This is a genomic window from Sphingomonas sp. Leaf412, from assembly GCF_001425405.1.
Taxonomy (GTDB): Bacteria; Pseudomonadota; Alphaproteobacteria; order Sphingomonadales; family Sphingomonadaceae; genus Sphingomonas.
This window is the reverse complement of record NZ_LMQP01000002.1, coordinates 293,293-312,879: the sequence shown is the minus strand read 5'-3', so window position 1 is coordinate 312,879 and position 19,587 is coordinate 293,293. Positions and strand designations below refer to the sequence as shown.

17 protein-coding genes and 1 pseudogene are annotated in these 19,587 nt (G+C 68.2%); 12 read left to right on the top strand and 6 right to left on the bottom strand.

The genetic code is table 11. The annotated features are described in order from the left end of the window. Positions 1 to 1,043 (top strand): TetR/AcrR family transcriptional regulator (locus tag ASG29_RS05920; RefSeq protein WP_235532794.1); only part of this gene is annotated, 1,043 nt, incomplete at its 5' end. Position 1,044: 1 nt separating this feature from the next. On the opposite strand, the gene ASG29_RS05915 is transcribed toward ASG29_RS05920, so the two are convergent. From ASG29_RS05915 to ASG29_RS05895, 5 genes are all read right to left on the bottom strand, one after another. Further along, a complete protein-coding gene (locus ASG29_RS05915) occupies positions 1,045 to 1,887 on the bottom strand; it encodes an AraC family transcriptional regulator (protein ID WP_055981631.1) in 843 nt (280 codons plus the stop codon). Positions 1,888 to 1,976: 89 nt separating this feature from the next. Further along, the gene (locus tag ASG29_RS05910; RefSeq protein WP_055981627.1) at positions 1,977 to 3,290 is read right to left on the bottom strand and encodes a spinster family MFS transporter; all 1,314 of its coding nucleotides are present in this window, start codon (positions 3,288 to 3,290) and stop codon (positions 1,977 to 1,979) included. 151 nt (positions 3,291 to 3,441) lie between these two features. Continuing rightward, entirely contained in the window at positions 3,442 to 6,483 is a 3,042-nt protein-coding gene (locus ASG29_RS05905) for a TonB-dependent receptor plug domain-containing protein (RefSeq protein WP_055981624.1), read from the bottom strand. Positions 6,484 to 6,652: 169 nt separating this feature from the next. Further along, entirely contained in the window at positions 6,653 to 7,717 is a 1,065-nt protein-coding gene (locus ASG29_RS05900; RefSeq protein WP_055981621.1) for an acyl-CoA dehydrogenase family protein, read from the bottom strand. A 218-nt stretch (positions 7,718 to 7,935) separates the two neighbouring features. Then, positions 7,936 to 9,156: an acyl-CoA dehydrogenase family protein gene (locus ASG29_RS05895; RefSeq protein ID WP_055981619.1), complete on the bottom strand. Its 1,221-nt coding sequence runs from the start codon at positions 9,154 to 9,156 to the stop codon at positions 7,936 to 7,938. 128 nt (positions 9,157 to 9,284) lie between these two features. On the opposite strand from ASG29_RS05895, the gene ASG29_RS05890 reads away from it, so the two are divergent. Together ASG29_RS05890 and ASG29_RS05885 are read left to right on the top strand one after the other, a co-directional pair. Beyond that, positions 9,285 to 10,493: an MFS transporter gene (locus tag ASG29_RS05890; RefSeq protein ID WP_055981616.1), complete on the top strand. Its 1,209-nt coding sequence runs from the start codon at positions 9,285 to 9,287 to the stop codon at positions 10,491 to 10,493. A 46-nt stretch (positions 10,494 to 10,539) separates the two neighbouring features. Continuing rightward, positions 10,540 to 11,229, top strand: coding sequence for a glutathione S-transferase N-terminal domain-containing protein (locus tag ASG29_RS05885; RefSeq protein ID WP_055981611.1), 690 nt, complete (start codon positions 10,540 to 10,542; stop codon positions 11,227 to 11,229). Between the two features lie 37 nt (positions 11,230 to 11,266). On the opposite strand, the gene ASG29_RS05880 is transcribed toward ASG29_RS05885, so the two are convergent. Continuing rightward, positions 11,267 to 12,052, bottom strand: a complete 786-nt coding sequence (locus ASG29_RS05880; protein WP_055981606.1) for an SDR family NAD(P)-dependent oxidoreductase — start codon at positions 12,050 to 12,052, stop codon at positions 11,267 to 11,269. A gap of 70 nt (positions 12,053 to 12,122) precedes the next feature. On the opposite strand from ASG29_RS05880, the gene ASG29_RS05875 reads away from it, so the two are divergent. The 9 genes and pseudogenes from ASG29_RS05875 to ASG29_RS17410 all read left to right on the top strand — a co-directional run. Beyond that, the gene (locus ASG29_RS05875) at positions 12,123 to 13,643 is read left to right on the top strand and encodes a class I adenylate-forming enzyme family protein (protein WP_055981603.1); all 1,521 of its coding nucleotides are present in this window, start codon (positions 12,123 to 12,125) and stop codon (positions 13,641 to 13,643) included. A 134-nt stretch (positions 13,644 to 13,777) separates the two neighbouring features. Continuing rightward, positions 13,778 to 14,560, top strand: a complete 783-nt coding sequence (locus ASG29_RS05870) for an acyl-CoA thioesterase (protein ID WP_055981600.1) — start codon at positions 13,778 to 13,780, stop codon at positions 14,558 to 14,560. Positions 14,561 to 14,672: 112 nt separating this feature from the next. Beyond that, positions 14,673 to 15,071, top strand: a complete 399-nt coding sequence (locus tag ASG29_RS05865) for an EF-hand domain-containing protein (protein ID WP_055981597.1) — start codon at positions 14,673 to 14,675, stop codon at positions 15,069 to 15,071. Between the two features lie 148 nt (positions 15,072 to 15,219). Further along, positions 15,220 to 15,939 carry a response regulator gene (locus ASG29_RS05860; RefSeq protein WP_055981594.1) on the top strand — a complete coding sequence of 240 codons (720 nt, stop codon included), beginning with the start codon at positions 15,220 to 15,222 and terminating at the stop codon, positions 15,937 to 15,939. A gap of 112 nt (positions 15,940 to 16,051) precedes the next feature. After that, positions 16,052 to 17,407 (top strand): sensor histidine kinase, encoded by a 1,356-nt coding sequence (locus tag ASG29_RS05855; protein WP_055981591.1) that lies wholly within the window; start codon positions 16,052 to 16,054, stop codon positions 17,405 to 17,407. 40 nt (positions 17,408 to 17,447) lie between these two features. Next, positions 17,448 to 18,002, top strand: coding sequence for a dCTP deaminase (dcd, locus tag ASG29_RS05850; protein WP_055981588.1), 555 nt, complete (start codon positions 17,448 to 17,450; stop codon positions 18,000 to 18,002). 70 nt (positions 18,003 to 18,072) lie between these two features. Then, entirely contained in the window at positions 18,073 to 18,825 is a 753-nt protein-coding gene (locus ASG29_RS05845) for a hypothetical protein (protein WP_321163182.1), read from the top strand. Continuing rightward, on the top strand, positions 18,749 to 19,312 hold the full coding sequence (locus tag ASG29_RS05840) for an N-acetyltransferase (RefSeq protein WP_321163187.1): 564 nt from the start codon (positions 18,749 to 18,751) through the stop codon (positions 19,310 to 19,312). Before ASG29_RS05845 ends, ASG29_RS05840 begins: the two co-directional genes overlap by 77 nt. Before the next feature lie 7 nt (positions 19,313 to 19,319). Beyond that, positions 19,320 to 19,587: pseudogene (locus tag ASG29_RS17410) on the top strand (apolipoprotein N-acyltransferase); the annotation flags it as partial.

The window sequence follows — 19,587 nt, the reverse complement described above, 5'->3', positions numbered from 1 at the left end:
CCGCCGCCGCGTTCGAACATACGCTGGACGAGCTTCTGGCGATGCTGAACGCCGCGTCCGGCGCCGCCTCCCCGCCCGAACGGATCGAGCGGTTCCTGGCGATCAACCTGTCGCGGCTGGAACGGATCGCGGACGGCACGGAACGCCCGTTCGCGGTCCTGTCCGACCTGCGCGCGATGGACGAACCCGTCCGCGCCGGGTTGATGGCGGGCTGGCGCGAGGTGTTCCGCCGCACGCGCGCCTTGTGGGGCGAGAACCGCGGCCGTGCCGCGACCGACCTGGCGGGCGCGCGCGCGCACGTGTTGCTGGAAAACATGTTCTGGCTCCCGGTCTGGCTGCCCCGGTACGAGCGCGATCAATACGGCCGGGCCGTCGCGCGGCTGACGGACATCTTCCGCCACGGCATCGCGGGGCCGCAGGCGGGATGGGCACCGGAACCGATCGCGCTGCCGCCGGGCGACGCGGTGCCGGGGCGGGAGGCCTTCCTGCTGGCGGCGACGCGGCTCATCAACGAACTGGGCTATCGCGGCGCCAGCGTGCAACGCATCGCCAGCGAGCTGAACGTGACCAAGGGCAGCTTCTACCATCATCTGGATGCGAAGGACGATCTGGTCGCGGCCTGCTACCGCCGCAGCTTCGACACGATCGCGGCGGCGCAGCGCCTGACCGACGAACGCGGCGGTACGCAATGGCAGCGGTTGTGCGACACGGTCGCCACGTTGATCGGCGTGCAATTCTCGCAGCACGGCTCGCTGCTGAGGACGACCGCGCTGTCGGGCCTGCCGCTGGGGGTCCGTCAATCGATGGTCGATCGCTCCAACCGGATCGCGCGTCGCTTCGCGGGCACGATGGCGGACGGGGTGGCGGAAGGGACGATCCGCGCGGTCGATCCCCTGGTGGCGAGCCAGGCGATGATGGCGTTCCTGAACGCGGCGTTCGACATGCGCAAATGGGCGTGGTCGATGCCCGCCGACCGCGCGACCGACCTGTACGCCTCCACCTTGATGTTCGGCCTGTTCGACGACCGCGTGCTGCACGGGTGAGCTAGACCGGCGCGCCCAGCGCCTCCGCCCGCGCGTTCATCGCCACCTGGTTCAACGGTCCGCGGCGTTTCAGGAAATCGCGGACGGAGCAGCCCAGGAACAGGTGACTGTCGCGCAGGAAATGCGACCGGTCCCAATATCCCGCCGCCTCGATCAGCGCGGCGCCGTCCTCGGGTTGCGACAGGACCCCGCTCAGCGCGCGCATGAACCGGGCCCGGCGTAGCAGCAGCTTGGGCGTGAAGCCGAAATGCCCGCGCGTGAATGCGGCCAGCGTGCGCTGCGTCATGTGCAGCATCTCCGCGATCGTCTCGATCCGATAGATCGCGGGATCGTGGAGGAGCGCGAACAACTGCGCGATCCGCGGGTCGACCGGGCGTCCGTGCGACAATCGTTCGCGCAGCCACGCGTCGAAGGCCGCGTCCGGTTCCTCCCCCTCGTGCAGCGCGCGGACGAGCGCGGCGGCGCCGGGATCGATCGCGACCAGCGGCACGACGCGATTGGCGTGGCGGGAGATGTCGCCCCCGAACAATGCGGCCCAGCCCATCGGCAGGATACCGACGCCGACCAGCGTGCCACCATGGGATTCCAGATAGCCGGCATAGCTGCTGGGGCCGAAGAACGCATTCTCGGGCACGGGATCGAACTGCCGCGAGGCCATCCGCACCGACCAGCGCCGGCTTTCCGGTATCGCGATCCTGACCGTGGCCCAGCTGGGAAAGAACACGTCGCGCAGCACCATTCCGGGCGGCAGCGCCACATTGTATCGATGATATCCCGTGACGAACTGGCTCAACGTATCCGACGCGCGCCAGTATTCGATCGGCGAACGCGTGCCCGCTTCCATCTTTCGCTCCCCCCCGGAACCGGACCGGTTGTACGGGAAATCGCGGCCGACGGAAGAGGATTTCCGCGCCCTTGCCGCGCGGGCGCGGCTCAGGCCGCGGCCGCGTCCTCCCGCCGCTTCATCAGCACGCCCGCGCGCCAGTAGCACCAGATCGGGACCGGGGTCAGCATCGCCACCGACAGCATGGCGTACCGCAGCGAGTCCGCGCCGTAGGTGGGCATCAGCATGTCGCTGAGCTTGCCCACCGCCAGCGGCCCGAGACCGAGGCCGACGAGGTTGGTGAACAGCAGCGTCAAGGCCGCCCACATCGCGCGCAGCCGCAGCGGCGCCAGATGCTGGATCAACGCATAGGTCGGGCCGATATAGGCACCCGCGAACAGCGTCGACACGAAATAGGCGGTGATGGCGAGCGGGATATCGTCCACGAAATAGAATGCGACCGCGAACGGGAACGCGCACGTCTTCATCGCCGCGATCACCCACGGTTGCGCATGGAGCCCGTGCCGCTTCGCCATCCGGTCCGCCAGCGCGCCGCCGATCAGCGCGCTCGCCCCCGCGGTCAGCGCCGCGGGCAGCGCGATGTAATTGGCGACCTGCAACATCGACATCCCCAGCGACCGCTGCATGTAGCTGGGCCCCCAGCCCGTCAGCGCATAGCCGACCAGCGACGTCAGCATGATGCCGCACACCAGGTACACCGCCGGGCCGTTGCGCAGCATGTGCAGAAAACCCTGCCACATGCTCGGCATCGGCTCGGCCTCCTCCGCCGCGGTCGCGCGGCGGATGTCGGACAGGCCGCGACGCGGCTCCACCATCACGAACCGGACGATCAGCGCCAGGATGACGCCCGGAATGCCGACGACCATCATCGCCGCGCGCCAGCCGTAGGCGTGCGCGACATTGCCGCCGATCATGATCCCGATCCCGCCGCCCAGCAGCACGCCGAGGGAGTAGATCGCCATCGCGCTGGCACGCTTTTCCGGCGGATACAGGTCGGCGATGATCGACTGGCTGGGCGGCCCCGACCCCGCCTCCCCGACGCCGACGCCGATGCGGCACAACAGCAATTGCGTGAAATTCTGCGCGACCCCGCACAGGGCGGTCATCGCGCTCCAGATCGCCAGGCTGGCGGCGATGATGTTGCGCCGGTTGCCGCGGTCCGCCAATCGCGCGATCGGGATGCCCAGCGTGGCGTAGAACAGCGCGAAGACGAGCCCGGACAGCAGCCCCAGCTGCGTATCGCTGAGCACGAGGTCCTTCTTGATCGGCTCCAGCAGGATCGCCAGAATCTGCCGGTCCATGAAACTGAAGAAATAGGTGATCGTCAGCAGCGCCAGCGTCAGCGTGCGTCGCTTCATCGCCAGCGTGTCGGCGGCATCGTGCCTGTTCAGCGCGTTGGCCATGGCCGGCTCCTCTTCCCGTCGTGATTGTCTTGGGCGCAGGCTAGGCGCGTCGGAATGGTGGTTCCATAACCGAACTTACGGCGCAACCTTTTGAAACGAAAGCTCCGTCTCCCCGATGGAGAGACGGAGCGAGCATGCGGCGGGACGAAGGTCAGAACTTCTGCGATACCGCGCCCTTCAGCGTGAAGCCCAGCGGACTGCCCGTGAACGGATCGTAATTCTGGTCCAGCCGCGCGAACGGCGGATCGCGGTCGAAGATGTTGAGCGCGGAGATGGCGAGGGTCGTGCCGGTGCCGAACTGCAACCGGTACGTCACGTCCGCGGTCTTGAACGCCCCGATCTCCTTTCCGCGCGTCACCGACGCGCCTGCCAGCGCGGCGGCATTGGGACCGAAGATCGCGGCGCCGCGCTGATCGGTATAGCCGTCGAGATAGTTGAACTGGATCCGCAGCGACATGCTGTCCAGGTCGCCCTGGACGTACCAATTCCCCTTCCACTGCGGGATGGGATAGGCGGTCGTCTGGTAATTCAGCTTGCCGACCCCGTCGAAGCTGGGCTGCACCACCACGCCCTCTGCGGTGACGTCGCCGGTGACGTATTCGATCACATACGTCCCGGCCCCGCCCACGGTCACCCGCCCGGGGCCGATATCGCCGCGGAAGCTCGCCTGGAAATCCAGTCCGGACGTCGTGACGTCGGCGGAATTGATGACCTGCGTGCGCAACCGCTGCACGTTGCCGATCCCGCAACCGGCCGCGGTGAAAGTGAAGCGCGCCTGCAAGGCGGCGAAGGCGGGATTGCCGCAATTGGCGGTGCCGCTCGCCCCGAACAGGGCGTTGACGATACCCTGCGTCGGCTCGCCCTCGATCGGGCCGGAAAGATCGTATTTGAAATAGTCCAGGCTGGCGTTGAACCCGCCCGACTGCACGATCACGCCGGCATTGTACGTCGTGGCGCTCTCGGGCGCGAGGTTGGGATTGCCGTTGACGTCGACGGCGCGGAACGACGTGCCGATGATCTGCAACGCGGTCAGGTTCCCGTCGAGGTTCTGCGCGGGCGGCCCACGGAACGTGGTACCCGCGCCGCCGCGGATCGACAGCCAGTCGGTCAGCTCCAGCTTCGCGCGCGCCTGCGGATCGAAGGTGGAGCCGACGGTGCCGCCGTAATCCTCGTACCGCGCCGACAATTGCAGGTTCAGCGCGTCGATGATCGGCACCTGCAATTCGGCGAACACGGCATAGACGTCGTCGCTCAGCAGCGCGTTACGGTTCGTGCCCAGGAAGCCGAGCGCACCCGTCTGCGCGGCGCAGGTCGCGGCGGGGTTCAACGGGGAGCCCGGGCATGGGAAGGACGCCAGGTTGCTGACGTCGTTATACGTGCGCTTGTAGTTGTTCTTGCGATACTGCCCGCCGATCGCGAACGCCAGTTCGCCGCCCGGCAGCATGATGCCCGTGGTCCCGGACAGCACGACATCGCCGACGAACAGCCGCGTTTCCGCCACCGTTCGCGTATCCTGGAAGAAATTGTCGAACGTCCCGATGTCGTTCACCAATCCCGCACCCGGCGTCAGGTTGAACCCCGCCGGATTGCGCGATCCGGCGAAATTACCGTTCACCTGGCCGGTGACGGGGTTGACCTGGATCGCGGTCGAGAACGGGTTGTAGAAGGTGCACCCGTTCGTCCCGGCCAGCGCCGCGATCTGCGCCGGGGTCAACCCGGCGCGCGACTGCGGCGTGGCATAGGCGCACGACTGGCCGCCGAATCCCGCCAGCGCGTTCTGGAACAGGTCGCCGAACGTGTCGGTGCCGCCGAAATCGCGATAATATTGGCTATACGTCGCGCCCGCCGACAGCCGCAGTTTGTCGGTCACGTCCAACTGGAGGTCGGCGGTGAAGCGGATCGAGTCCGACTGACGCGGGGAGAAGGCGGAGCCGCGATCGTTCTTGTCGCTGATGAGCAACGGATTGCCGCTGAGGAACGCGGGTCGGAACAGCACGGGAAAGGCCAGCGCCGGTGCCTGCGGCACGCCGCCGACCGCGGCGCAATTCGCCGCCGCGCCGTAGACCGCGCAATAATCGCGCAATGCAGGGGCATAGGTCGGAATCTGGAACACGCCCCCGCCGCCGCCTGCGGCATTCGCGGAGGGCGGCAGGGTCGGCAGGTACGTCGGCGACGTCGTGATCCGCGTCTCGCTATGGCCGTACAGGCCGGTCAGGGTCAGCTTGGCATTGCTGGTCAGGTCGATGCCGACCTCGACATACGCCTGGTAGCGGTCCTCCGGCTCGACCAGATTGCCGAACTGCCCGTAGTTGTTGAAGCAGCGGTCCGTGGTCGACCCGGCGACGCTGCGGAAACCCCCGACGGCGGTGCAGCCGAGGTCGGTCGTGAACGCCAGCCCCCCAACGGGTCCGTTGAAATCGAAATTGCCCGGGTTGCCGCCCCCGGTCCAGCCGCCCTGCGGATTGTTGGCATAGGGCTGTACCGTGAAATCGCGATCGGTGGTGCGCAGTTCGGAGCGGTGCTGATACCCGAACGACGCCAGCATGCGGAAGCCGTCACCGCTGTGGCCGTAGCTGACCGCGCCGCCGTAATCGCCTTTCGACCCGCGGATGTAGCGATAATCGCCCGACGCCAGGAAGCCTTCCTGATCCTCGCGCGTGATGAAATTCACCACGCCCGCGATCGCGTCCGAACCGTAGGTGGCGGCGGCGCCGTCCTTCAGTATCTCGATCCGCCCGATCGCGCCGGAGGGGATCAGGTTGATGTCGACGATCGGGATGCCGCTGCCCGCCGACTGGACGATCCGCTTGCCGTTCAGCAGTACGAGCGTGCGCTGCGGCCCGAGCCCGCGCAGGTTGACGGAGGCGACGCCCTCGTTGCCCTGGCTGCGGCTGTCGAACTGGTTCGCGTCGCCGATGACGCCGTTGGAGGTGGGAAGGTTCTTCAGCAGGTCGACCGCGCTCGGCGCGCCCTGCTTGGCGAGTTCGTCGGAGGAGATGACGTCGACAGGGACCGCGGCGTCCTCGCGCGATCCGCGGATCAGGGAGCCGGTGACGATGATGTCGGGTGCGCCCTGCGTATCGGCGGTGGTCTGGATCGCGGCTGGATCGCCGCCGATCTGCGCGACCGCGGGCGACGCGATCGCAAACGCCAGAGTCGAGCCCGCACAGGCGAGCGAAAACTTGCCTCTCATCCCCATCTCCCTATCCGGCCGGAACACTTCACGGTTCCGTACCGTCAATTCGATTTAGAACCCTATTGGGGAGGGAGGTCAATAACCCAGTGAGCAATTTTCTCGATTCGGCCCTACCGGTAATTCGATCCGGGCTCCCCCCTCCCGCTCGGGGAGGGGGGACAGGGCCTCAATATCCGTTCAACCGCGCGAAGCGGTCGCGATGCCAGGACGTATTGCCCCACATCACCTCCAGCACCGCCGCACGCTTCAGGTACAGGCCCGCCGCATATTCGTCGGTCATGCCGACGCCACCGAACAATTGCACCATCTCCCGGCTGACCAGGCGCAAGGTCTCGCCCGCGACCGCCTTCGCCAGGCTGGCCGCCTGGTCGAGGTCGGAGCGGCCCGCGTCGATCGCCTCCAGCGCGCCCTCGACCGCGGAGCGCATCAGCTCCAGTTCGGTCAGCATCTTCGCCATGCGGTGCTGCAACGCCTGGAACGTTGACAGGACCTGTCCGAACTGCACCCGCTGCTTCAGGTAATCGTTCGTCTGGTGGAACGCGCTTTCCGCCATGCCCAGCATTTCTGCGGCCACGACCGCGGTCGCGCGATCCGCGATCGCGGCGGTCAGGTCGGTACCACCCAGCTTCGTCGCCGCCGCGCCGTCGAACGACACGTCGGCGTGGCTGCGCTCGTCCGCCATGTGGCGATGCGTGACGGTCACGCCCTCACCCTTCGCGACCAGATACAGGCCGTCGGTCGCCGCGACGACGAACAGGTCCGCGCCGTCGCCCTCCGCCACAAATTTCTTCGTACCGGTCAATTTCCCGCCGGTGACGGTGGCGGACACCTGCCGATCGTGGCGCGCACCCTCGTCGAACGCCAGCGTCGCGATCGCTTCTCCGGCGGCCAGCTTCGGCAGCCATTCCGATTTCGCCGCGTCGTCGTCGCCCATGACGATCGCGCTCGCCGCGACCGCGGTGGAAGCGAGCGGCGAGGCGGCGAGGTTGCGCCCCAGCTGCTCGACGACCAGGCCGAGCGACAGATAGCCGAACGCCGATCCGCCATGCTCCTCGGGCACGACCACCCCGGCCCAGCCCATCTGCCCGATCGCTTCCCACGCCCCGCGGTCGAACCGCTCGGCGGGGGCCGCATCGCGCAATTTGCGGAAGGCCGCGACGGGGCTTTCGTTATCCGCCCACTCGCGCGCCATGTCGCGCAGCATCACCTGTTCGTCGTTGAGAAGCGCCATTCCAGACTTCCTTTTCCCTTTTTCCCCGCCTCCGTTCGTCCTGAGGGGCCGCGTAGCGGCGTCTCGAAGGACCAAGGCGCGGCGCATGCCCTTCGAGACGGGCCTTCGACTGCGCTCAGTCCCTCCTCAGGGCGAACGGAAGCGTGAAATTGCGTGTGGTGGGTAAGGTCGGGCGGGAGGTCCGGCATGCCGTCCTCCCGCCCTCACCCCTCTCCAAACTATTGGTGGTCCAGCATCCCCAGGATGCGCTTGGCCACGACGTTGTTCTGAATCTCGGTCGAGCCGCCGTAGATCGAGACGGCCTTGCCCCACAGCCAGCTGCGGGTCTGCGCCAGTTCCTCGGGCTCGAACCCCTCGCCGTCCCAGCCCAGCCCCTGCATCCCCATGATCTCCAGGTTCAGCTCCGCGCGGTCCTGCGTGATGCGGGCGCCGACGTTCTTCATGATGCTGGTCGCGGCGGACGGCCCGGAATTGCCCTTGGCTTCCATCGCGGCGCGGCGCAGCGTCAGCGCGAAGGCGCGCTGGTCCATCTCGTGCTTGATGATCCGCGTGCGCAGGTCGGCATCGTCGATGCGCCCTTCCGCATCCGTCCCGCGATACTTCTTCGCGATCGCGGGCACCGTGTTGCCCGCATTCATGCGGCTCGCGGAGCCCGACCCGCCCGACAGCGAGCTGCGCTCATGCTGCAACAGGCGCGTGCCGATCTCCCAGCCCTGCCCCTCGCGCCCGACGAGATTGCCCTTGGGCACCTTCACGTCGGTGAAGAAGGTTTCGCAGAACGGCGACTGACCGCTGATGAGGCGGATGGGCTTCGTCTCCACCCCGCCACCGTGCATGTCGATCAGCAGGAAGCTGATGCCCGCATGCTTCTGCGACTTGTCGGTGCGGACCAGCGCGAAGCATTTATCCGCCCACTGGCCGCCCGACGTCCACGTCTTCTGGCCGTTCACGACATAATGGTCACCCTTGTCCTCGGCGAAAGTCTGCAAGCTGGCAAGATCGGAGCCCGCGCCCGGCTCCGAATAGCCCTGGCACCAGCGGACCTCGCCCTTCGCGATACCGGGGATGTGCTCGCGCTTCTGCTCCTCGCTGCCATATTCCAGCAGCGTGGGACCGAACATCATCACGCCCATCCCGCCGATCGGATTCCACGCGCCGATCCGCGCCATTTCCTCCTGAAGAATGCGCGCGTCCTCGCGGCTCAGCCCGCCGCCGCCATATTCCTTCGGCCAGGTCGGCACGCCCCAGCCCTTCGCGCCCATCGCCTCGCGCCACGCCTTCTGCTCGGGCGTCTCCTCGGTCGGGCCGTCGACCGCGGACATGGCATTGTCCTTGCCACGCAGCGAGGCGGGGAAATTCTGTTCCAGCCAGGCGCGCGCTTCGGCACGGAAGCCATCGGCGGTGTCGGCGGGGCGGTCGAGTTCGGCGGCGGTCGCCATGTCGTCTGTCTCCGGCGTTGCGATTCTGAAGATCGGGTATGGATCGCCCATCGCACGTTTGAAGCGCCAAGCAAAGGGGACAGCGCAGTCGCGACGTGATACGTCCCTTTCGTTCCGGGGGAGACGGCATGCCATTCAATCACAGGGCGGTACCGATCGCGCTGGTCGCGATGCTGATCGATTCGATCGGGTTCGGCATCGTGCTTCCCGTCCTGCCCGCGCTGATCGTCGAACTGGGGCACGTCACGCTGGCGCAGGCGGCGCGGATCGGCGGCTACCTGCTCGCGATCTACGCAGTGACGCATTTCTTCGCCGGGCCGGTGATCGGCAGCCTGTCTGACCGTTTCGGGCGCCGGCGCGTGTTGCTGGTATCGCTGCTGTGCTTCGGCACGGACTATGCGCTGATGGCGTTCGCGCCGACGCTGGCGTGGCTGTTCCTCGGGCGCGCGATCGCGGGCGTGGCGGGCGCGACCTACGGCCCGGCCAATGCGGTGATCGCCGATGTGACCCCGCCGGAACGGCGCGGCGCCGCGTTCGGCCTGCTGGGCGCGGCGTTCGGCGGGGGCTTCATCCTCGGGCCGGCGCTGGGCGGACTGTTGACCGGTTTCGGCCCGCGCGCGCCGTTCGTCGCCGCCGCCGCACTCGCCTTCGCCAACGCCGCGATGATCCTCGTCGCGATGCCCGAGACGCTGCCCCCCGACCGGCGGCGCGCGTTCGAATGGCGTCGCGCCAACGTTTTTGGCGCGTTCGCCCCGCTCCTGCGCGCAGGCGGCGCCACCGCGCTGCTGGTCGGTGCGCTGGTGTGGCAGGTGGCGCACATGGTCTACCCCGCGACATGGGCGTTCTTCGGCGAGATCGCGCTGGGATGGGACGCGCGCGCGATCGGCTGGTCGCTCGCGGCATCGGGTGTGTCGATGATGCTGGCGCAGATATTCCTCGTCGGCCGCGCGATCGCGCGGTTCGGGGAAGAGCGGACCGTCCTGATCGGACTCGTCGCGGGCGTCGTGGTTTTCGGCGGCTACGTGTTCGTGCGCGAGGGGTGGCAGGTATATATGCTGATCGCGGCCGGGGCGCTGACGGGCCTCGTCTTCCCGTCGATCAACGCCATCCTGTCGTCGCGCGTCGACGCGTCGAACCAAGGCGCGTTGCAGGGGGGAATGGCGAGCCTTGCCAGCGTCGCCGCGATCGTCGGCCCGCTGGCGATGACGCAGGCGCTGGCGGCGGGCGCGGACCGCGGTTTCGCGGGCGGCGCGTTCCTGCTGGCCAGCGTTCTTTCCGCCCTGGCGGCTGCGATCTTCCTGACCGGGGTGGTGCGTCGGCGCGGACGGCTTGCCTGACCCGGCGGTGCGCCCCATGTCCGACACACATGCAAGGAACATCCCGATGATCGAACTCTATTACTGGCCGACCCCGAACGGGCACAAGATCACGCTGTTCCTGGAGGAGGCCGGGCTGGACTATACGATCCGCCCGATCAACATCGGCAAGGGCGAGCAGTTCGCCCCCGATTTCCTGGCTTTCTCTCCCAACAATCGCATGCCCGCGATCGTCGATCGCGATCCCACCGACGGCGGCGAGCCGGTGACCGTGTTCGAAAGCGGCGCGATCCTGCTGTATCTGGCGCACAAGACGGGGAAATTCGGTGGCGCCACGCCCCGCGCGCATGTCGCGGTGCTGGAATGGTTGATGTGGCAGATGGGCGGGCTTGGCCCGATGCTGGGGCAGAACCACCATTTCCGGAACTACGCGCCGGAGAAAATTCCGTATGCGATCGACCGTTATCGGAACGAAACCAACCGATTGTACGGCGTGCTGGACCGGCGGCTGGACGGGCGCGAATTCATCGTCGACGGCGAATATACTGTCGCGGACATGGCCTGTTATCCGTGGATCCTGCCGGAGATGCAGGGGCAGGATATCGCCGATTTCCCGAATCTCGCCCGCTGGCACGCCGCGATCAAGGCGCGCCCCGCGACCGAACGCGCCTATGCCAAGGGGCGCGAGATCCGGCCGGAGAATGTGCCGATGACCGAGGAGCAGAAGAAGGTGCTGTTCGGCCAGACGGCGCGGTGATCCCGAATGCCCCTCCCCATCGGGGAGGGGCCGCTCGCTATCCCTCCCGCCCCGGGCGTCGGCTCAACCCGATGTCGAGATGCGCGCCCGCATCGACCAGCATAACCTCGCCCGTGATCGCGCGCGTCGCGGGGTCCAGTAGCATCTCGACCGGTCCCGCGATATCATCCGGTCCCGCGGCCATCGCCATCGGCGTCGCGCCCGCGATCCGCGCATTCAGCCGCGCGAATCCTTCCTCCCCCAGCCGGTTCTCGAACCAGCCGGTCCCGACATATCCCGGCGCCACCGCGTTCACGCGGATCGCCGGCGCCAGCACGCGCGCCAGGCTCTTCGTCATCGTAATCAATGCGCCTTTCGACGCGGCATAGGCGACCGACGATCCGATCCCGAACACGCCCGCCACGCTGGCGATGTTGACCACCGCGCCCATGTCGCTTTCACGCATCAGGGGCGCCGCAGCGCGGATCATCTGGAACGCCGCGACGGTGTTCAGGCGATAGATGTCGATGAAATCCTCCGCCTCCAGCGCGTCCAGATCCTCATGCGCCGCGAATTTCGTGCGGCCGGCGTTGTTGACGACGAAGTCGACGCGCCCGAACGCCTCCTTCGCCGCGGCGACCAGCGCGCGGCAGGCGGCGTCCTGCACGATGTCCGCCTGAACCGCGATCGATCCGTTGCCGACCTCCGTCGCCAGCGCCTCTGCCGCGTCGCGGCTGGACGAATAGTTGACGACGCAGCGCACCCCCTTCGCGGCCAGCCGCCGCACCACCGCTGCGCCGATCCCGGTGCCGCCCCCCGTCACGATCGCCACCGCATCCCGCATCGCCCGTCTCCATCCGTTTTTCGAAGATCGCGTATGGCATTCGGGGAAAGGTTCGCCTAGCCATGCCGCCATGACGACCGCTGCCGAGATGCTCGACGACGCGTTCGGGACCCTTCCCGACCTGATCCGCGCCAACGCGCGCGCCACCCCCGACAAACTCGCGATCGCCGACGGCACGTCGCAGGTCACGTACGAGCAACTCGACCGCGCGATGGACCGCATCGCCGCGGCGTTGCAGCGCGACGGGACGGTACAGGGGCAGGCGGTGGCGTCGGTCGCCTATCCGTGCGTCGCGCAGGCCCTGATATTCCTCGGCGCGGTGCGCGCCGGGTCCGTAGCCGCGCCGATCCAGCCGTCCGCGACGCCCGCGCAGATCGCGGGCATGATCGCGGACAGCGGCGCGGGGCTCGTGTTCCTCGATGCCGCCAATGCCGCGGAACTGGCGGGACAGGATATCGCCGCGCGGGTCGTGATGCTTGAGGATCTCGGCGCCTGGCTGTCCGACGACGCGCCCGCGCCGGTCGCCATCGCGCCGGAGGACGGCTTCAACATCATCTACTCCTCGGGCACCACCGGCATTCCCAAGGGCATCGTGCAGAGCCACGCGATGCGCTGGCAACATCTGTCGCGTAACGCCGCGGCGCGGTTCGACACCGCGGTCACGCTCCTGTCGACCCCGCTCTATTCCAATACCACGCTGGTCAGCTTCCTGCCGACGCTCGCCTGGGGCGGGACGGTCGTGCTGATGGCGAAGTTCGACGCGCACCGGTACCTGGAACTGGCGGAGCAGTATCGCGCGACGCACACGATGCTGGTGCCGGTGCAATATCAGCGCATCATGGCGCTGCCCGATTTCGACCGTTTCGACCTGTCGGCGTTCCGATTCAAGACCTGCACGTCCGCGCCGTTCAAGCCGGAGCTGAAGGCCGATATCCTGAAACGCTGGCCCGGCCTGTTGGTCGAATATTACGGCATGACCGAGGGCGGCGGATCGACCGCGCTGAACGCCAGCGAGTTTCCGGACAAGCTGCACACCGTCGGCCGCCCGCTGCCCAACCACGACATCCGCCTGATCGACGACTACGGGAACGAGGTCGCGCCCGGCGGGACGGGGGAGATCGTCGGCCGCTCCGCCGCGATGATGAACGGCTATCACGGCCGCGAGCAGGCGACCGCGGACGCGACATGGCATTCCCCCGCGGGCGAACGCTTCATCCGCCACGGCGACGTCGGGCGCTTCGACGACGACGGCTTCCTGATCCTGATGGACCGGAAGAAGGACATGATTATCTCGGGCGGGTTCAACATCTATCCCTCGGATATCGAGGCGGTGCTGGCCACGCATCCGGCGGTCGCGGACTGCACCGTCGTCGGCGTGCCGAGCGAGCAATGGGGCGAGACGCCGGTCGGCTTCTACGTCCCGCGCGACGGCGCCGACGCGGCGACCGTGCTCGCGGAAACCAACGCGAAACTGGGCAAGACGCAGCGGCTGAGCGCGCTCCACGTCGCGGACGACCTGCCGCGCAGCGCGATCGGCAAGGTATTGAAGCGCGAATTGCGCGACCGGCTGGCGGCGGGGGAATTCGCCTAGTTTCAATGTGCCTCCGCGAAGGCGGAGGCTCAGACTGGGTCATGATCGGGTCGGATCGTCCCCCGGACGATCCTTGAAGGTGCGAGGCACCTTCAACCCGATCATCCATCGCGGGGACACAAAGAGGGGCACGAATGACACTGAAGGAAATCCTCGACGCCCTCGTGGCGCAGCCTGACGGCATGGCGTGGCGCGGCACGATCCCGGACGGGTGGTTGCAGGGGCGCACCTCCTTCGGCGGGCTGTCGGCGGCGATCGCGCTGCATTGCGCGATACGGTCGGAGCCCGACCTGCCCCCGCTGCGATCGGCGCAGGTCAGCTTCATCGGCCCGCTCGCCGGCCCGATCCAAGTCGTCACGCACAAGTTGCGCCGCGGCAAGAACGCGGCCTTCATCCAGGCGGACGTGGAAAGCGAGGCGGGGCTCGGCCTGCGCTGCACCTTCGTCTTCATGCGCGCGATCGAGAGCGAGATCGATCACGAACACACCCCCGCCCCCGACTTCCCGAAGCCCGGCCCCGACGACACGACGTTCAAGGGCAATCCCCACGTCGCCTTCACCCGCAACTTCGAATTCCTCGACCGGCGCGAAGGCCCCAGCCTGAAGCCCGCAGAATGGCTGCGCTGGACGCGACTGAACGAGCGCGAGGGGCTGGACCCGATGGTGGAGCTGATCGCGATCGCGGACTGCCTGCCCCCCGCGGCGCTGCGCATCCTGGGCCGCAACGTGCCGATGAGTTCGCTGACGTGGATCCTGAACATCCTCGGCCCCGTGCCCGCCACCGAGGACGGCTGGTGGCTGCTGCGGTCCGACGCGGACTATGCGCGCGCGGGCAGCTCGTCGCAGGTCATGGGCGTGTGGAACGCGGCGGGCGAGAAGGTCGCGGAGCAGATGCAGTCGGTCGCGGTCTTCGGCTGATACAAATCGCGACAATCGGGCGGCCGGGACGACAAGTCCCGGCGACAATCGGCGGGTAGACGGAACGGCATCGGCGGGACGCACCCGTCGCCAGCACCGTAAGGAAGTCCGCATGAAGAAGTTCCTCCTCGCCGCCCTCGCCGTATCCGTCGCCGGCGGCGCCGTCGCGCAGACCCCGCCGCCGCCGCCCGGTGGCCCGAAACATGCGATGCCGACGACCCGCGCCGAGGCGATCGCCGCCGCCGACCAGCGCTTCGCCGCGATGGACACCAACCGCGACGGCAAGGTCAGTGGCGACGAACGCCGCGCCTATCGCGAGGCCAAGCGCGAGCGTCGCGCCGAGCGCGACGTCACGCAGGCGCAGTTCCGCGACCAGGCGCAGAAGCGCTTCGATCGCATCGATACCAACAAGGACGGCACGATCAGCGCGCAGGAGCGCGAGGCGGCGAAGCTGCTGATGCGCGCCCGCATGGGCGGTCACCGCGGCCACGGCGGACCCGCGGGGGCGTAACCCACCGTTCGTGTTCCCGCGCAGGCGGGAACCCAGGGCTTCGGACGCAACCGCGGTCGTCCCGCCCGACTCTGGGTCCCCGCTTCCGCGGGAACACGAAGGCCCCCGCCCTTCCCCCGCCCCGATCCCCATGCCAGAAGCGTCCGCCATGACCGACATGCCCCATCTGCTGCTGGTCGACGACGAACGCTCGATCCGCGAACCGCTCGCGCAATATCTGACGAAGCAGGGGTTCCGCGTCACGCAGGCGGGCGATGCGGAAAGCGCACGGACGCGGATGACCGCTTATGCGATCGACCTCGTCGTCCTCGACATCATGATGCCGGGCGAGGACGGCCTGTCGCTGTGTCGCCACATCCGGGCGACCGGCGAGACGCCCGTCATCCTTCTGACCGCGCGCGCGGAGGAAACCGACCGTATCGTCGGCCTGGAGATGGGCGCGGACGATTACGTCGTGAAGCCGTTTTCCCCGCGCGAACTGGCGGCGCGGATAAAGGTCGTCCTGCGTCGCAGCGCATCGGGCGGCACGCGCCAGCATGCGCCGGAGGCGGGCGCCTATGCCTTCGCGGGCTGGGTGCTGAAAACGGGGGAGCGTGCGCTGGTGGATCGCGAGGGCGTGTCGGTCCCGCTGTCGACCGGGGAATACAACCTCCTGCTGGCATTGGTGCAGCGCCCGCGACAGGTGCTGACCCGCGACCAGTTGCTCGACCTGACGCAGGGACGGGAGGCCGCCGCCTTCGACCGCGCGATCGACAACCAGGTCAGCCGCCTGCGTCGCAAGATCGAGGCAGATGCGAAGGCGCCGGAGATCATCAAGACCGTGTGGGGCGGCGGCTATGCGCTGTCCGCCGAAGTGACGCGGCTTTGAAGCGAACAGTCCGCCACTTGTGCTCCCGCGCAGGCGGGAACCCGGGGTCACGCGCACCCACGCACGGTGCGCCTCGCAACCCTGGGTTCCCGCCTGCGCGGGAACTCGGGGAATGACCCTCCGCCCCTATCCGCGCAGCCTCGCCGGGCAGATGGTCCTGCTCGTCGCGCTCGCCCTCGCGCTCGCGCAGGCGATCAACTTCGGCCTCGCGATGCGCGAGCGCGACCAGTTCCGGCGCGACCAGACCACGCGCCCCGCCGCGATCCGCATCGCCGACGCGCTGGACCGGGAACGGGCAGGCCGCCCGATCGGATCGGACCGCGGGCGTGTCCGCCGGGCGCCCGCCAATCCCATCCTCGCGACGATGCAGCCGCAGCACGATCTCGCCGCCGAGCTGCGCCGCCAGCTCGCCGAACAGGGGGTGCCGACCCGCGACGTCGCGATCGCCATCGCGCACCACGGCGAATTCGCGCTGCCCGACGATCCGATCGGCCGCCGCATGGCGCGGCGGCGCCACAACTCGGACGTCATCGTCATCGCGGTCCAGCAGCCGACCGGCGACTGGCTGACGATCGCGGGCCTGTGGCCGCGCGACGACGCGCGCATCGTCTGGCGACTGATCGGGCAGACGCTGATCCTGTACGGCATCGTCCTGCTTCCGGTCCTGTGGATCGCGCGGCGTATCTCGCGCCCGCTGAAGGAACTGGCGGTCGCCGCGCGCGGCTATTCGCCCGCGAATCCGCCCGATCCGATGGAGCCGCACGGGCCCGCGGACGTGCAGGCGGTGATCGCGGCGTTCAATGCGCTGTCGCTGCGCGTCACCGCGATGCTCGACGAGAAGGACCGGATGCTGGGCGCGATCGGCCACGACCTGCGCACGCCGCTGGCCGCGCTGCGCGTGCGCATCGAATCGGTCGAGGACGACCAGGACCGCACCCGCATGGCCGAAACCGTGGCGGAGATGAACCGCACGCTGGACGACATCCTCTCGCTCGCACGCCTCGGCCGATCCAGCGAGCCCGCGACGCAGGTCGACGTCGCGGCGCTGGTCGACGCGGTCGTGGAGGATTTCCGCGATCTGGGACGCAACGTGTCGTTCGAAGAGCCCGCGCGCGTGGCCATGACGCTGCGCCCGTCGCTGGTGCGACGCGCGGTCATGAACCTGATCGAGAATGCGGTGAAATACGCCGGTGCGGCGGAGGTCACGCTCGTCCCCGGCGAGCGCCACGTCGCGATCTGCGTCGCCGATCGCGGCCCGGGAATCCCGGAGGACCGGCTGGGCGACGTGTTCGTACCCTTCACCCGTCTCGAAACGTCGCGAAACCGCGGCACCGGCGGCATCGGACTCGGCCTGGCGCTCGCCCGCGCGATCGTCGAGGAAGCGCGCGGCACGCTGACGCTGGCGAACCGCGACGGCGGCGGCTTGATCGCGACGATTACGCTGCCGCGCCTCGACGCCACCGCCTGATCCCCTTGCCACGCCGCACCAACCCGGCGAAAGCACGCGCATGTCCGTAATGTCAGACCGCTGGATCCGCGACCGCGCGCTCGCCGACCGCATGATCGAACCCTTCGTGGAAGCGCAGCGCCGCGACGGCTGCATCAGCTACGGCCTGTCCTCCTACGGTTACGATGCGCGCGTGGCCGACGAGTTCAAGATCTTCACCAACGTCGACAGCGCGGTGGTGGACCCCAAGGATTTCGCCGCCAACAGCTTCGTCGATCGCAAGACGAACTGCTGCGTCATTCCGCCCAACAGCTTCGCGCTGGCACGCACGGTCGAATATTTCCGCGTCCCGCGCGACGTCCTGGTCATCTGCCTCGGCAAATCGACCTACGCGCGCTGCGGCATCATCGTGAACGTGACCCCGCTGGAACCGGGATGGGAGGGGCATGTGACGCTGGAATTCTCCAACACCACGCCGTTGCCCGCGAAGATCTATGCCAACGAGGGCGCGTGCCAGTTCCTGTTCCTTCAGGGGAACGAGCCGTGCGAGGTCAGCTATGCCGATCGCGCGGGCAAATACATGGGCCAGCAGGGCGTCACGCTACCGAAATTGTGACGAGCCCGGAACGACGTGTTGCCCAACGGACTCATGCGCCGGGACGTGCGAAGCTATTGGTTAATTTCGCTTGGGCGCGGACTCGAACGTCGGTATCACGCGCACGGGCGGCGGTCGCCGCGAGTGGGAGTATGACGAAATGGGGATGATGCGCTTCGCCAGTGCGATGGCCGGCGCCGCGGTGCTGATGGCGGCAACCCCCGCGAGCGCGCAATTCTTCATGAAGGCCAAGGACCTGCGCGGTGCGCGCGTGGTCGGCGACGAGAGTGGCATCGGACAGCCGCTGCCCGGCGCGACGCCTGCCGAGCTGCGCGCGGGCGTGGTGTGGAACATGCGCGCGGCGCTGAACGTCGCGGCGCTGCAATGCCAGTTCGAACCGGTGCTGCTGACCGTATCGAACTACAACGCGATCCTCGCCGACCATCGCGAGGAACTGGCCAATTCGTTCACGACGCTCACCAAATATTTCGAACGCACCGCCGCGACGAAGAAGGCGGGGCAGGCCGCGCTCGATACGTTCGGCACGCGCACCTATGCGGGCTTTGCCACTGTCAATGCGCAGTTCAATTTCTGCAAGGTCGCCAGCGATATCGGACGCGAGGCGATCTTCACGCCCCGTGGCCGCTTCGGCGAGGTGGCGCTGGACCGGATGCGCGAACTGCGCAACAGCCTGACCCCCTGGGGGGAGCAGCAATTCCCGCATTACTTCAACCCGACCCTCGCCACGCTGCCGCGGTTCGACAAGGATTGCTGGAAGAAGGACGCGTTCGACGAGAAGCGCTGCGGCGAACCGCTGGTCCCGGTGGTCTACGCTGCACGCTGATCTGCGCGACGAGCGGCCGGGCGATGCGGACGCGATCGGCGCGCTCGTCACCGCCGCCTTCGCGATTGCGCCGTATGCCGACGTGAACGAGGCGGCGATCGTCGCACGCCTGTGCGATGCCGGGGCGCTGACGCTTTCGATCGTGGCGATGCAGCGCGACGCGATCGTCGGGCATGTCGCGGTGTCGCCGGTGACGGTCGGCGAAGAGACGACGGGCTGGTACGGCCTCGCCCCGCTGTCGGTCGCGCCGGAACAGCAGCGTGCGGGCATCGGCGCCGCGCTCGTCCGCGCCGTGCTGGAGCGACTGGACGAGATCGGCGCGCGCGGCTCCGTCCTGATCGGCGATCCCGCGTATTACGCGCGGTTCGGTTTCGCCGCCGATCCCGCGCTGACGTGGCGGGATGCGCCCGCGGGCATCGTGCAGGGGATCGCGCTGCGCGGATCGCCGCCGCGCGGGGAAATCGCCTATCACTCCTCGTTCGGCTGACACCGTCATGGCGACGATCCTCCGCTACCCCGGCCTCGCCGCGCTGGTCATCGGCATCGTCGCCGCCTGCGGCTTCGCACCGCTCGACCTGTGGTGGCTGATGCTGCCCGCGCTTGCCGCGTGGATGGGGCTGGTCCACGCCGCCCCGACGATGCGACAGGCGCTGTGGCGCGGCTATGCCTTCGGCGTCGGGCATTTCACGATCAACGACAATTGGTTCCAGCACGCCTTCACCTTCCAGGACAAGATGCCCGCGGAACTGGGCTATGTCGCGC

Coding starts and splice junctions, on each gene's coding strand:
- ASG29_RS05915 (WP_055981631.1), bottom strand. CDS start 1,887: ATGGAAGCGGGCACGCGTTCGCCGATCGAATACTGGCGCGCGTCGGAT.
- ASG29_RS05910 (WP_055981627.1), bottom strand. CDS start 3,290: ATGGCCAACGCGCTGAACAGGCACGATGCCGCCGACACGCTGGCGATG.
- ASG29_RS05905 (WP_055981624.1), bottom strand. CDS start 6,483: ATGAGAGGCAAGTTTTCGCTCGCCTGTGCGGGCTCGACTCTGGCGTTT.
- ASG29_RS05900 (WP_055981621.1), bottom strand. CDS start 7,717: ATGGCGCTTCTCAACGACGAACAGGTGATGCTGCGCGACATGGCGCGC.
- ASG29_RS05895 (WP_055981619.1), bottom strand. CDS start 9,156: ATGGCGACCGCCGCCGAACTCGACCGCCCCGCCGACACCGCCGATGGC.
- ASG29_RS05890 (WP_055981616.1), top strand. CDS start 9,285: ATGCCATTCAATCACAGGGCGGTACCGATCGCGCTGGTCGCGATGCTG.
- ASG29_RS05885 (WP_055981611.1), top strand. CDS start 10,540: ATGATCGAACTCTATTACTGGCCGACCCCGAACGGGCACAAGATCACG.
- ASG29_RS05880 (WP_055981606.1), bottom strand. CDS start 12,052: ATGCGGGATGCGGTGGCGATCGTGACGGGGGGCGGCACCGGGATCGGC.
- ASG29_RS05875 (WP_055981603.1), top strand. CDS start 12,123: ATGACGACCGCTGCCGAGATGCTCGACGACGCGTTCGGGACCCTTCCC.
- ASG29_RS05870 (WP_055981600.1), top strand. CDS start 13,778: ATGACACTGAAGGAAATCCTCGACGCCCTCGTGGCGCAGCCTGACGGC.
- ASG29_RS05865 (WP_055981597.1), top strand. CDS start 14,673: ATGAAGAAGTTCCTCCTCGCCGCCCTCGCCGTATCCGTCGCCGGCGGC.
- ASG29_RS05860 (WP_055981594.1), top strand. CDS start 15,220: ATGACCGACATGCCCCATCTGCTGCTGGTCGACGACGAACGCTCGATC.
- ASG29_RS05855 (WP_055981591.1), top strand. CDS start 16,052: ATGACCCTCCGCCCCTATCCGCGCAGCCTCGCCGGGCAGATGGTCCTG.
- dcd (WP_055981588.1), top strand. CDS start 17,448: ATGTCCGTAATGTCAGACCGCTGGATCCGCGACCGCGCGCTCGCCGAC.